Source organism: Acinetobacter sp. FDAARGOS_558, assembly GCF_003937785.1.
Classification (GTDB): Bacteria; Pseudomonadota; Gammaproteobacteria; order Pseudomonadales; family Moraxellaceae; genus Acinetobacter; species Acinetobacter baumannii.
This window is the reverse complement of sequence record NZ_RKJH01000001.1, coordinates 368,073-380,647: the sequence shown is the minus strand read 5'-3', so window position 1 is coordinate 380,647 and position 12,575 is coordinate 368,073. Positions and strand designations below refer to the sequence as shown.

The 12,575-nt window shown below is 36.6% G+C and carries 11 protein-coding genes; 9 read left to right on the top strand and 2 right to left on the bottom strand.

Features of this window, described 5'->3' with window-relative positions:
- Positions 1-17 precede the first annotated feature (17 nt).
- Genes EGT34_RS01750 through EGT34_RS01730 form a run of 5 tightly spaced genes read left to right on the top strand, consistent with a single transcriptional unit; the run spans position 18 to position 4,438 of the window.
- The gene (locus EGT34_RS01750) at positions 18-1,448 is read left to right on the top strand and encodes an ABC transporter substrate-binding protein (RefSeq protein WP_024437284.1); all 1,431 of its coding nucleotides are present in this window, start codon (positions 18-20) and stop codon (positions 1,446-1,448) included.
- A 34-nt stretch (positions 1,449-1,482) separates the two neighbouring features.
- Positions 1,483-2,337: an ABC transporter permease gene (locus tag EGT34_RS01745; RefSeq protein ID WP_000096309.1), complete on the top strand. Its 855-nt coding sequence runs from the start codon at positions 1,483-1,485 to the stop codon at positions 2,335-2,337.
- Position 2,338: 1 nt separating this feature from the next.
- Positions 2,339-3,178: an ABC transporter ATP-binding protein gene (locus tag EGT34_RS01740; protein ID WP_000028992.1), complete on the top strand. Its 840-nt coding sequence runs from the start codon at positions 2,339-2,341 to the stop codon at positions 3,176-3,178.
- Positions 3,175-4,173: a HEAT repeat domain-containing protein gene (locus EGT34_RS01735; protein WP_024437283.1), complete on the top strand. Its 999-nt coding sequence runs from the start codon at positions 3,175-3,177 to the stop codon at positions 4,171-4,173. Before EGT34_RS01740 ends, EGT34_RS01735 begins: the two co-directional genes overlap by 4 nt.
- Entirely contained in the window at positions 4,157-4,438 is a 282-nt protein-coding gene (locus tag EGT34_RS01730) for a gamma-butyrobetaine hydroxylase-like domain-containing protein (RefSeq protein WP_001194841.1), read from the top strand. Before EGT34_RS01735 ends, EGT34_RS01730 begins: the two co-directional genes overlap by 17 nt.
- A 39-nt stretch (positions 4,439-4,477) precedes the next feature.
- On the opposite strand, the gene EGT34_RS01725 is transcribed toward EGT34_RS01730, so the two are convergent.
- Positions 4,478-5,764, bottom strand: a complete 1,287-nt coding sequence (locus tag EGT34_RS01725; protein WP_000222732.1) for an MFS transporter — start codon at positions 5,762-5,764, stop codon at positions 4,478-4,480.
- Positions 5,765-6,282: 518 nt separating this feature from the next.
- Between EGT34_RS01725 and EGT34_RS01720 the strand changes: the two genes are divergently transcribed.
- Entirely contained in the window at positions 6,283-8,487 is a 2,205-nt protein-coding gene (locus EGT34_RS01720) for a TonB-dependent siderophore receptor (protein WP_000546107.1), read from the top strand.
- A 55-nt stretch (positions 8,488-8,542) separates the two neighbouring features.
- Here the strand turns inward: EGT34_RS01720 and EGT34_RS01715 are convergent, their stop codons facing one another.
- Positions 8,543-9,961, bottom strand: coding sequence for an aspartate ammonia-lyase (locus EGT34_RS01715; protein WP_000982135.1), 1,419 nt, complete (start codon positions 9,959-9,961; stop codon positions 8,543-8,545).
- Positions 9,962-10,374: 413 nt separating this feature from the next.
- On the opposite strand from EGT34_RS01715, the gene EGT34_RS01710 reads away from it, so the two are divergent.
- From EGT34_RS01710 to EGT34_RS01700, 3 genes are all read left to right on the top strand, one after another.
- Positions 10,375-10,560, top strand: coding sequence for a hypothetical protein (locus EGT34_RS01710; protein ID WP_000922092.1), 186 nt, complete (start codon positions 10,375-10,377; stop codon positions 10,558-10,560).
- A gap of 91 nt (positions 10,561-10,651) precedes the next feature.
- The gene (locus EGT34_RS01705; protein WP_000668585.1) at positions 10,652-10,873 is read left to right on the top strand and encodes a hypothetical protein; all 222 of its coding nucleotides are present in this window, start codon (positions 10,652-10,654) and stop codon (positions 10,871-10,873) included.
- A 777-nt stretch (positions 10,874-11,650) separates the two neighbouring features.
- Positions 11,651-12,547 (top strand): LysR substrate-binding domain-containing protein, encoded by an 897-nt coding sequence (locus tag EGT34_RS01700; RefSeq protein ID WP_001047847.1) that lies wholly within the window; start codon positions 11,651-11,653, stop codon positions 12,545-12,547.
- Positions 12,548-12,575 lie beyond the last annotated feature (28 nt).

Here is a 12,575-nt window from a genome sequence, read left to right as displayed (position 1 = left end):
AATTTGGAATACGCAACATGAGACAAAATAAATTGATCAATAAAAAACTATTACTCAGTAGCTTAATTGGTGCCATTGTACTTGGCACTTTGGGGTGCGGCAGTAAAACAGAAACCGTTCGTGTAGCGATTGGTACACAAGACACCACCATTAACTGTGCAACAGGTGGGTTGCTCATTCGTGAATTGAATTTATTACCAAAATATTTACCCAAAGATGGTGAAAACAAGAATGTTAAATATGACATTCAATGGAAAAACTTTACCTCTGGTGCACCACTTACCAGTGAGATGGTAGCTGGGCGTTTAGACTTGGGAGCAATGGCTGACTTTCCTGCGGTTAATAATTTAGCGGCATTTAAAAAAGCTGGGAAAGAAAGCATATTTTTAGCGCCATTGTCAGGCAGTATTAATGGTAGCGGCAATGCGATTGTTGTTCCAATTGACTCAAAAGTAACTTCACTTAAAGAGCTAAAGGGGCAGACTATTTCCGTACCTTTTGCGTCAACTGCTCATGGACTTTTGCTACGAGCAATTCAAGCTGAAGGCTGGCAACTTGATAAAGATATTAAAGTGATTGCTCAGGCGCCAGAAGTGGCGGGACCTGCATTAAAAAGTCATAAGATTGCTGCACATGCTGACTTCGTACCATTTGGAGAGTTATTTGCTTACCAAGGTTTTGCCAAAAAAATCTATGATGGTTTACAAGCAAAATCACCAACATTTCATGGTTCGCTTGCCAGCAAGGAATATGCACAGCAGCATCCGGAAGTTATAAAGGCTTATTTACAGGCAACTATTGAAGCGAATCGTCTGATTCGGGAACAACCAGAAAAATATAGTGAACTTATTGCTGAAAAAACAGGTATTCCTGCCGAAGTTGTTTATCTATTTCATGGCCCTTTAGGTCTGCAAACTCGTGACTTAACGTGGAAACCTGAATATCGAAAAGCGACTCAAATTGCGATAGATACCTTAAAAGTTTTAGGCAAAAACGACGGTACGCTTGATGTAAATAAATTTATTGATGATCAATACATTAAGGATGCATTTCAGGCATCTGGACTTAATTACAGCCAGCAACTGTCTGACTATGCAAAATCACCTTTGGTTGCCAATGATGCTTTAACAGGCCAACCCATCAAGACATTTGATCGGGTGACTCAAATTTGGGTAAAGGGTGAAGAAAAAGTGCGTAGCTATGAAACGCCTGAGCATGCTTTTTCTGATTTAAAGAAAATACAAGCCGATGGAAAAACGGTGCGTGTGGTTTATAGCCAAGATCATCAGTCCGACATTAAGTTACTTGCCAATTTGGCATGGTATGCCACAGACAAAGCAGGACAAATTCAAGCCTTTTTATTAAAAGATGATGCTGAAAAATGGGCTAAACAACAGGGCGGAAAAGTATATGACTTTAAAGCTATTCAGCTTGTAACACAGAGCTGATGTGTTGTCTTACCTAATGATCAGGAGGTGACAAATGAGTAGTTTAGCCCAGACAAAACCTAATAACCAAAGTACATTTTTGACTAAATTTTTTCAGCAGTTGAGATCATATCCGGCGCGTTTAAAAAGCTACGTGATTGCTTTTACATCCATAGCTTTTTGGATAGTCATTTGGCAAGGACTTGCTCAGTTTAAAGTAAATTTAGGCTTTGTGAACTTTAGCAATGTCCCGACACCTTTAGATGTCATTCATGCGCTATGGGCTTTTTTTCAACTCAGCGCTGCATTTGAACATGTTGAATCTAGTGTGTTTCGTGTAGTGATTGGTTTTGTGCTTGCGGCTCTAATTGGTGTAGGTATTGGTTTGTTGGCAGGACGTTACCAAAAACTGGCTGCCTTTCTAATGCCACCATTAGAAGTATTACGTCCAATACCAGCAGTTGCATGGATTCCTTTAGCAATTCTGATTTTTCCCTCATCAGAAGCTTCCATGATTTTTATTACCTTTATTGGGGCTTTATTTCCAATTTTATTAAACACGGTACATGGTGTTGCTGCAGTTGACCCAAGGCTCGTTGCATCTGCAAAAAGTCTAGGTGCTTCTGATCTTGCCATTATTCATGAAGTCATTATTCCGGGTGCATTACCTAACATTATTACTGGTTTATCCATTGGAATGGGCACTTGCTGGTTCTGTTTAGTGACTGCCGAAATGATTTCGGGGCAACATGGAATTGGATACTTCACATGGGAATCTTTCACCTTGCAAAACTATAGCAATATCGTGGTTGGCATGGTGCTAATAGGAGCGTTAGGTATGTTTAGCAGTACATTGGTGCGTGTGATTGGAAACCGATTTACTCCATGGTATCAATTAAGGAAGTCTTAAAATGTCAATTACACAAGGCCATGTACGTATTCAAAATCTATCTCTACATTTAGGGCAAGCTAAAAATCGTTTTCAGGCATTAGATCGGGTTAATTTCGAAATACAACCGGGCGAGTTTATATGTCTACTTGGCCCATCTGGTTGCGGTAAATCTACATTATTAGGTGCCTTGGCAGGGCATTTACCGATTAGTTCTGGGTCTTTAACGGTCGATGATGAATCGATATTTGAACCGCATCCAGATAGAGGTTTGGTATTTCAGCAACATACCTTATTTCCGTGGAAAAGCGTGCTCGAAAATATTGCCTTTGGTTTAAAAATGAAAGGCATCGCTAAACAAAAGCGTATTGAACAAGCTCAGAAAATGATTGATCTGGTCGGACTTAAAGGTTTTGAACATAAATTTCCAGCTGAACTTTCTGGTGGCATGCAGCAACGAGTTGAAATTGCGAGAGTATTGATTAATCAACCTCGCATTTTATTAATGGATGAGCCTTTTGGTGCGTTAGATGCTCAAACTCGTTTAAAAATGCAAATGCTATTACTCGAAATTTGGCAAGAAATTCAAACGTCGGTTTTATTTATTACCCACGATATTGATGAGGCACTTTTTTTAGCCGATCGAGTGTTGATTATGAGCCATCGACCAGGACGGATTATTGAGGAAATTTCGCTTAAGTTTGAACATCCACGGGATGTTGAGCTTGTAACGAGTAGTGAATTTACAGCCATTAAAAAACATTGCATCCAAACGTTAAAAGAAGCCACTCAACAAGAAGAGTTAAGCCGTTTAAATCCATTAGGGCTTGGAAAGAAATCACAAATTAAGGAATACGAATGAGTTTTTATTATCAAGCTTTAGATGATATCGATGAATATAATCAGGAATTTCTTGCGCAGCTCAATCATGCAGATGAAAAGATCCGCTTTGTCGCTTTAATGAATATTGGTGATGAAGAAAATCCGGATTTACTTCCTTGGTTGCATACAGCACTACAACACGACTCTTCAGCTTTAGTTCGTGAAGAAGCAGCAAAAAAACTAGAAAGCTGGGAAGACCCAACCAGTTTGCAGGTATTAGCTCGAGCCTTATTTGATGCTGATCTGAATGTGAGACAAGCTGCCAGCCAGAGTTTAAGTGAAGTTAAAAATGCGGCATCAGCCCAGATACTGGCACCGTATTTAAAGCATACGGATACTTTTGCTCTTAGTGCAATTCTGCGTGCTTTAAAACCTTTACGACCACAGCAATTATTTGAAGAGATATCTGCTTTGGTACACCACGAAGATGCATTTGTACGCCGTGAGGCAGTCAGTGCATTAAGTTGGTTACAACAAGACCAAGCAATTACGATATTGGCAAAAATTGCCGAAACAGATACAGATGATGAAGTCCGCCGTATTGCAACAGGTGGTTTAGCTTATAGTCAGAACATATCGGTTGAAATTATCCAAGCACTTCAACATTCTTTAACTTCGGAAAGTTGGCAACTAAGAGTGGAAGCTGCTCTTACGATTGGAAAATTACGTATTGTTCAGCTCGAAGCTCCTTTAATTCATGCTGTATCAGACTTGTATTGGCAAGTACGTATTGCAGCAGTACGGAGCTTGGGACTACTTAAATCACATCTGGCAGTTGCTCATTTGACTGATAACTTTAAGCATGAAATTAGTAACTTGCGTAAAGAAGTCGCTTTAGCACTCGGTGAAATTGGTACAGCAGAAGCTCAGAAGCTATTGGAACAACATCAAAATGATCCAGATCCTGAAGTACGAAAAGCGATTCGTATTGGATTAAATCAAATTGGTGAGGTGAAGTATGCAAACCAGACCTGATATCCGTGTCGACACTATAAATAAGCAGGTTCACTTTATATGGACCGATGGCTCAAGCGTATGTGTGAGTCATCAAAGTTTAAGGGAAATTTGCCCATGTGGCTTTTGTCGAGCGAAGCGGATTAAACAAATTAAAATAGAGCATCAAAATGTTGAAGTGACAGCTATGTTTGATCAAGGTTATGGTGCCCAAATTTGCTTTAGTGATGGGCATGATAAAGGGATTTTTCCGTGGGCTTTTTTAAAAGAATTTGCTACGGGATAAAAGATGCCTTCTGCTTGGGACAGAAGGCATCTTATTTAATTAATGATCATGTTCTAAATAATCTGGTTTTTTCGGAAGCGCAAGGCTACATAAGAAACAGATAATCAGCATGACAATCACATATATAAAGAAGGTGTTTTCAATTCCGGCAGCTTTGAACTGTAAAGCAACTGAAGGTGCAGAACCACCAAACAGCGCATTACCTACTGCATACGAAAAACCTACGCCTAAAGCTCGCACATGAGGTGGGAACATTTCAGCTTTTACCAATCCACTAATAGAAGTATAGAAGCTGAGTAACATCATCATAAAGATAAGTAGCAAGGTAATGATGATCGGAGAATCTATATAGGCACGCATCCCGATCACCATGACGGGATAAATAAAAATGGCGGACAATAAGCTAAATGCCAACATTGAAGAGCGTCGCCCAATACGGTCCGAAATTGCACCAAATACAGGTTGAGCACACATATAGACAAATAGGGCGAAGGTCATGATATAACCAACGGTTTTTCCGTCCATCCCTAAGTTGGTTAAATAGGTTTTTGAATAAACAGTCTCTACATAAAACGTTAATGAACCAGCAGAAGTGTACCCAACCACCAACAAAAAGGTTTTCCAGTGCTTTTTAAAGAGTTCTCTTAAGCTACCAGACTCTTTTCGTTCGCTGTCTTGATGAGAAAGCGTTTCTTCTAAACGACTACGTGCAAGCAAAGATAAGATTGCTGCGATACCACCAATAACAAATGGAATACGCCAACCGCCATCATGTAATTGTTGTTCACTTAAGAACGTCAACAAAATAACGCCCAGTAAGCTTGCAAGCAATTGACCACCAGAGAGAGTGACATATTGGAAAGATGAGTAAAAACCACGCTGACCTTTTAAGCCTAATTCACTCATATAAGTCGCAACGGCGCCATATTCACCACCCACTGATAAGCCTTGAAGTAAACGAACAAGGAGCAATAGAAAAGGGGCAAATAAACCGACTTGATCATAAGTAGGCAAAGCTGCAAATAAAAAGGAGCTTAAAGCCATCAAACAGATTGATATGATCATCGACTTCTTTCGGCCATGTCGATCTGCAATACGACCAAATAGCCAGCTTCCAATCGGACGCATAAAGAAGCTTGCGGCAAACACCCCCCAAACATAAATAGACTTGGTTGTACTATCCATATCTGGCGCGGTTAAAGCTTGAGTAAAGTAAGCAGCAAATACTGCATAAATATAAAAATCAAACCATTCGACTAAATTACCGGAGGCTGCGCCTACAATCCCACGTATCCTGCTACGTTTTTCTTCCTGAGTATATGTCATATTTCTTCCATCACTTTGTAGACAAAAACTAGGAACTTTTTAGGTGGGCTAAACAGAAAATAGAATGAACTTTTTAAAAATCACTCAACCCTGAGCACGTCCTTAGAATTCCTAACCATTCATTTTTTCTAATTTTAAAATTCGATTCTAGTGTGATTACTTCCTTTTGTTCGATTTAAAGAGATTTTTACCAATGATCGAACACTTCCTTTTATTTAACTGAATAATTAATTGTTTTTAAAATCAGTAAGCTAATTTAATACCAGTATTTTTCTATTCTGTTTCTCCTTTTAAGTGCCATTTTGAGCTTAAGTGTATTTTGAATATTTGATAATACTTAAAAAGTTATAGTATCAATTCCTAAGAAAATAAATGAAATTCATAGAATGATAAGTTGAAAAAGTCGAACTAAATTCACTTAATCGAAAAAATACAGAATATGTTGTTTCTCAATATATGTAGCTGTATTCTTGCGTGGCTAAAAATCGGCTCAGCACTTATTTCTAGCGCTTCAAATTATGCACGGTATGGCAGGTAGTTATTCAATGGAAAGACGTTCGTTAAATCTTCACTTCATGACATGCTCTAAAACAGCATTGGCTTCATCTATTGCACTCATAACATCTGTCGTCTATGCAAATGAAGCAGAGGTTTCGCAGCTCCCAACCATTACTGTGAACGCTACACAAAATAGTGATGCACTATACACATCAAAAAAAGTGAGTTTATCTGGTTTTCAAACTGGTGATGTAAAGAAAGTACCTGCATCTATTACCACCATTACATCTGAACGTATAGCAGATCAACACGCAAAAACACTGACCGATGTGATTAAAAATGATTCATCGTTAGGCGATGGCTACGCTGCTATTGGCTACTATCCAAACTTTGTAGCACGTGGTTTTGCCCTCGATTTAGGTTCAAGTTATCTCATTAATGGCCACAACATACGTGGTGAGCAAAATGTTGCTTTAGAAAATAAAGAGCAAGTTGAAATTTTAAAAGGTATTTCTGCGATTCAAAGTGGAATGTCGACACCAGGTGGTGTGGTTAACTATGTAACCAAAAGACCTGCGGATGTTAAAACTATTACAGTCGATGCAAATTCAGAAGGTGGCTATACGCTGGCAACAGATGTTGGCGGCTTTGTTAATAATAGTTTTGGTTATCGAATCAATTTAGCCCATGAAAGCATCCATCCAAATGTTGATCACGCAAATGGTAAGCGTGAGTTTGGTTCAGTTGCTTTAGACTGGAAAATTAGTGAGCGTTCTAAATTATTGTTCGATATTGAAGCCCAGCATCAAAGTCAACGTTCAGTACCCGGTTATCAACTGCTTGATGGGCAAGAAGTACCAACAAATGTAGATCAAGACCGTTTATTGGGTTACCAGTCTTGGAGTAAACCTGTTGTAAATAACAGTCTAAATGCGAGTTTGAAATATCAATATGCATTTAACGATCAATGGAATGGTAGCTTAAGTGCGTCTCAAAGCCGTGTTGTGATTGATGATAATAGTGCTTTCCCATGGGGATGTTATAGCAGCATTTGTGAAGTTACCGGTTTGGGCAATACTTTTGATAAACACGGAAATTATGACATTTATGACTTCCGCAGCCCAGATGATACACGAATTACTAACCAGTTCGCTGCTGGGTTAAATGGTCAATTCAACACTGGCAATATTCAGCATCAAATCGCTTTCGAATTACAACGTACATATAAAACCTTAAAGCACCATACACCACTGAATGTAGCGGTAGGAACAGGCAATATCTATGAAGATACGGTCGACTACAGTCCTTCATCGGAAAGCCCAGGCGATCGTTACAAAGCTCTAGAGAGTGATCAGACTGCACTTACTGTATCTGACCGAGTTCAATTTAATGATCAATGGTCAACTCTACTCGGTGGAAAACTGATTCACCTTGATGAGCAAGCTTATAATTCAGATGGGCAGCAAAGCCGTGATACGGATTTAAACAAATTCTTGCCACAATTAGCACTCATGTATAGTCCAACTTCCACGACTAATCTTTATGCTTCATATGCCAAAGGATTATCAGATGGTGGTGAAGCTCCGTGGTTCGCTAATAATGCTCTAGAAGTTCTATCTCCTAAAAACTCTGAACAATATGAAGTTGGTGTTAAGCAACAAATTCGGAACTTCTTAGTAACAGCAGCTATTTTTGATTTAAAACAAGACAATCAATATAACAAAGTGAATGCAGAAGGAACTTTCGATTTTATTTCACAAGGCGAACAACACAATCAAGGTATTGAGTTGGGTTTAACAGGTGCCTTAACCGATACACTCGATGTAAGTTCAGGTGTTACCTATACCAAATCTCGTCTTATTGATATTGATACGGACATCTACAAAGGTCATCAAACTCAAAATGTACCGAAAGTACGTGCCACAGCCCAGTTATCTTATAAAGTACCGTCAGTTGAAGGATTAAGATTACTCAGTGGTATGCAATACAGTAGCAGTAAATATGCAAATAAAGAGGGAACGGCAAAAGTAGGCGGATATAGTGTCTTTAATATTGGTGCCGCCTATAAAACAAATTTTGCTGGGCATGACACAACTTTTAGATTCAATATTGATAACTTATTTAACAAGAAATATTGGCGTGATGTAGGGGCATTTATGGGGGATGACTATCTGTTCTTAGGTAATCCTCGCACAGCTCAATTTTCTACAACTTTTAGCTTTTAAAAGTTATGGAACAAATAAAAAAGGAGCTTTAAAAGCTCCTTTTTTATTTCAGGAATTAAGCCGACATTTTTGGTTTAACCATATTATTAATCGACAAGATATCATCAAGCACTTGGGCAGATAATAAACCTTCATTTTGAACTAAAGCCAATACGCTTTGCCCAGTTTCGTTTGCAGTTTTAGCAATACGAGTTGTAGTTTCATAACCTAGGTATGGGTTAAGTGCAGTCACAATACCAATTGAATTTTCAACCAAAGCTTTACAGTGTTCAGGGTTCGCCGTAATCGTATCAATACACTTAGTTTGGAACATTGCCATTGCTTTACCAAGCAAGTCCATCGATTCAAACAGTTTGAATGCAATAAGTGGTTCCATTGCATTTAACTGTAATTGACCAGCTTCAGCAGCTAAAGTTACAGCCAAATCATTTGCAATGATCTGGAAGCAAGCAAGGTTCATTGCTTCAGGAATAACTGGGTTTACTTTACCCGGCATGATCGAGCTACCAGGTTGACGTGCTTCTAAATTAATTTCATTAATGCCAGTACGTGGACCACTTGAAAGTAAACGCAAGTCATTGGCAATTTTTGAAAGTTTAGTTGCAGTACGTTTTAATAAACCAGATAAAAGAACAAAGTCACCCATATCAGAAGTGGCTTCAATCAAATCTGGAGCTGACTTAATTTTCTTACCAGAGATTTTTGCAAGTGCTTGAATCGCGAGTTCACGGTAACTATATTCAGTGGTAATTCCTGTACCAATCGCTGTACCGCCAAGATTCATATAAGCTAAAACATTTGGAATAAGCGTATTAATTTGCTCAAGGTCTTTTTGTAGAGTTACCGCAAAAGCACCAAACTCTTGACCTAATGTCATAGGCACAGCGTCTTGTAACTGAGTACGACCCATTTTTAAAATGTGTGCAAACTCTTGAGATTTATTCAAGAAGCTAAGAATCAAATTGTTAAATGGAAGATTTAACTCATCTAGGCTAAGTAATAAACCTAAACGAATTGCAGTAGGGTATACGTCATTTGTTGACTGCGACATGTTAATGTCGTTATTTGGATGCAAGTATTGATATTGACCTTTAGAATGGCCCATATATTCTAAAGCAACGTTTGCCAATACTTCATTTGCATTCATATTGGTTGAAGTGCCAGCACCGCCTTGCATCATGTCGATTGGGAACTGGTCATGGAAATTACCACGAATAAGCTGATTACAGCTGTATTCAATCGCTTCAAATTTAGTTTGATCTAAGTTTTTAAGATTATAGTTTGCTTCAGCACAAGCTAGTTTAACCATAGCTAATGCTTTAATTAAATTAGGGAAATTTCCAACTTTGCTATTTGTTAAGTTGAAATTTTCTAAAGCACGTAATGTTTGAACTCCGTAATAATGGTCATTGTTGATTTCTCGATGACCAATAAGATCCTTCTCAATACGGGTAGTAATATCAGTGTTCATCATTAAACTTCGAATTAGTTAAGATGATTCATCTTAGAATTCGAAATGCTTCACTTCTAATGCATTTATTAAAGCAATTATGCATTTTTTGCATAACAAAAAAGAGGGTAGTCGAGAAATAATCGTTGGTATATGAGCATATATAGAATGAATACTTGTTCTAAAGTTTAATATATTCAAATATTTATTTAATTTTATAGATTGGTCAAAGGTGTGAAAATATAAGTAAATCAAAATTTATACAGAAAACTAAGCAATCATTTCCGTGTATTAAAATCAAAAAAATATTTGATTTTTCATGTGAAAGTTAATTTATATAAGCAAATAATGAGTTTTGTTTAATAAATTTTAATAAAATTGTGATGCATTTCACATAAAAATACTTATAATACAGAAAATTTTGATTTATTAAGTTTATGTTAAAAGTAACTGCTGCTTTATTAATATTGGGAAGTTTTGCTTGTTATCTCCTTTGGGGTAATGAAGAAAAAGCTGAAACTAAAAGTTCGCACATGCTTAAAGAAGCTGAGCAATCAATTAAGAATGCTGAGTTATCTATTCAAAAAGCTAAACAAAATATCCCTACTGCATCGTATCAATAATTTAGGCATTCAAGATTATTGTCTGTTAAATAATCTTTTGACTGAAATTTTATAAGGTGTAAGCACGCTGTAAAGAGACAAATGCATGAGAATGAAGTTTATTGCATATGACCCTAACTCTGGTGAGAAACTCAGCTTGAAAGAGCATATTCATCACATGGATAAATACACAACTTATGTTTTTTTTAGTGATGAAAAAGACAATATGGTTTTCAATCCACAGAAAAAACAGATATTTGAAATCAGTCAATATACTTCTAATATGATGGTTGAAATTTCAAGAAAGTTATACTACTTGATTGGTGAATATTAGGTCATTTTGATCAACCCGTCTGCGAAAATCGTCACCGCTTTTAAAGGGGACTCAATACGTTTGCGTACACCTAAATAGATACTTTAGTATAATAGTCGGGATTATCTTTTTATCTTATACTCTTTTCAAATATTGTATTTAAATACAATCAATTATTATGACTGCTTAAATCCTGAAATGAGGTAAGGTAATCATTTTCTTATCAATTATTACCTTACCAACCCATTGAGAGAGTAAAAAATCATTTTTCATGTTTTTTGGGTTAGGCAAAGTAAAAAGGGTATGAAAATAGATTTTTTAACTACCTTTTATAGTGGAAAAGTATCTTAATTAAGATTCTGAAAAATTTAATCAATAACATAAGGATCAGTTATTGAAACAGTTTACAGTCCGCATTCTTCCCCAAGGTGCGGACTTTTTTTATCAATAAAATGTACAAATATAAGTTCGTGCCTATTTCTAAAAGTTATCTTGTTAAGTTCACTTATTTATTTTTATGATGGGTTTTTATTGTTTGATTTAAATAATTTTTTTAGCTGAATTGTACTTATGTTCATCTCTTGTCTCGTGAAAACAAAACCTATTATTTTCTTATCTTCTTTTCTATGTCAGAATTATTAAATACTTAATTTTATAGATTGGCTTTGTCCTTTCACTTCTCGCATTTTTGCAGGTACTCCCTATGTTTTATCATTCTTTCTCATCACTAAATTTATTTATGCTACTTCCCAAAAATATTAATTAATAAAATTACAAATCTAAAAGGGAATAGATAAGATGAATTTAGAAGTCCGTTGGGTAGAGGATCTCCTCACATTAGAACGTGAACGTTCAATCTCAAAAGCAGCAGAGAAAAGATTTATTAGCCAGTCTGCATTTACTCGAAGAATTCAACAAATTGAAGAAATGATTGGTGCTGAAGTCATTATTAGGAACAACAAAAACAACATCGAATTTACAGACATTGGTCGAATTTTATTAGTGATGTCTAAAAATATTGAAAAACAGGTAGAGGAGACCGCAAAACTAATTAAAAATATTAAAAATGAAACTGAATCGACCATTCGTTTCTGCGTTGTTCATTCTTTAGCCTCTGGATTTTTAACTACTTTTTTAAAGAAATTTCCTACACTTATTCGTGATTTAAAAATTGAAATTGTCGCAACGAATAGTGGAGAAGGCCTGTCTTTGTTAAAAGAAGGTGCCTGTGACTTTATGATTTGCTATGCAGATAAAAGCAATATTAGAAAAGTTGGGGATGATATTTTAAGTGGTATCAAAATTGCTGAAACGGTTATTGTACCGGTTTCTGCAACTGAACCTGACCACAGTCCTAAACATACAATACAAAGTAATTTTGCTCTGCTAGCGTATAGTAAACACGCGTACTTAAGAAAATTGGTAGATCAACTGATTGAAGGTAAGCTTGTATATAAAACGTTATATGAAACAGATAATGCCACCAATTTAAAAGAGCTGGTTTTACAAGGTCTAGGAGTTGCTTGGATTCCAAAAATTAATGTTGAAGAAGACCTTGCAGCCGGAAAATTAGTCATTTTAGACCAACAAGAATATTGCCTTGCTCAAGATATTTATATCTTCAAAAATAATTTGAGTGATAATAAGTCGGTACAGAAAATATGGAATGGTTTTAAAGGTCAGCAAGATCTATAACGTCTACTCGTTTGAAATAATGAAGTAC

Coding starts and splice junctions, on each gene's coding strand:
- EGT34_RS01750 (WP_024437284.1), top strand. CDS start 18: ATGAGACAAAATAAATTGATCAATAAAAAACTATTACTCAGTAGCTTA.
- EGT34_RS01745 (WP_000096309.1), top strand. CDS start 1,483: ATGAGTAGTTTAGCCCAGACAAAACCTAATAACCAAAGTACATTTTTG.
- EGT34_RS01740 (WP_000028992.1), top strand. CDS start 2,339: ATGTCAATTACACAAGGCCATGTACGTATTCAAAATCTATCTCTACAT.
- EGT34_RS01735 (WP_024437283.1), top strand. CDS start 3,175: ATGAGTTTTTATTATCAAGCTTTAGATGATATCGATGAATATAATCAG.
- EGT34_RS01730 (WP_001194841.1), top strand. CDS start 4,157: ATGCAAACCAGACCTGATATCCGTGTCGACACTATAAATAAGCAGGTT.
- EGT34_RS01725 (WP_000222732.1), bottom strand. CDS start 5,764: ATGACATATACTCAGGAAGAAAAACGTAGCAGGATACGTGGGATTGTA.
- EGT34_RS01720 (WP_000546107.1), top strand. CDS start 6,283: ATGCACGGTATGGCAGGTAGTTATTCAATGGAAAGACGTTCGTTAAAT.
- EGT34_RS01715 (WP_000982135.1), bottom strand. CDS start 9,961: ATGATGAACACTGATATTACTACCCGTATTGAGAAGGATCTTATTGGT.
- EGT34_RS01710 (WP_000922092.1), top strand. CDS start 10,375: ATGTTAAAAGTAACTGCTGCTTTATTAATATTGGGAAGTTTTGCTTGT.
- EGT34_RS01705 (WP_000668585.1), top strand. CDS start 10,652: ATGAAGTTTATTGCATATGACCCTAACTCTGGTGAGAAACTCAGCTTG.
- EGT34_RS01700 (WP_001047847.1), top strand. CDS start 11,651: ATGAATTTAGAAGTCCGTTGGGTAGAGGATCTCCTCACATTAGAACGT.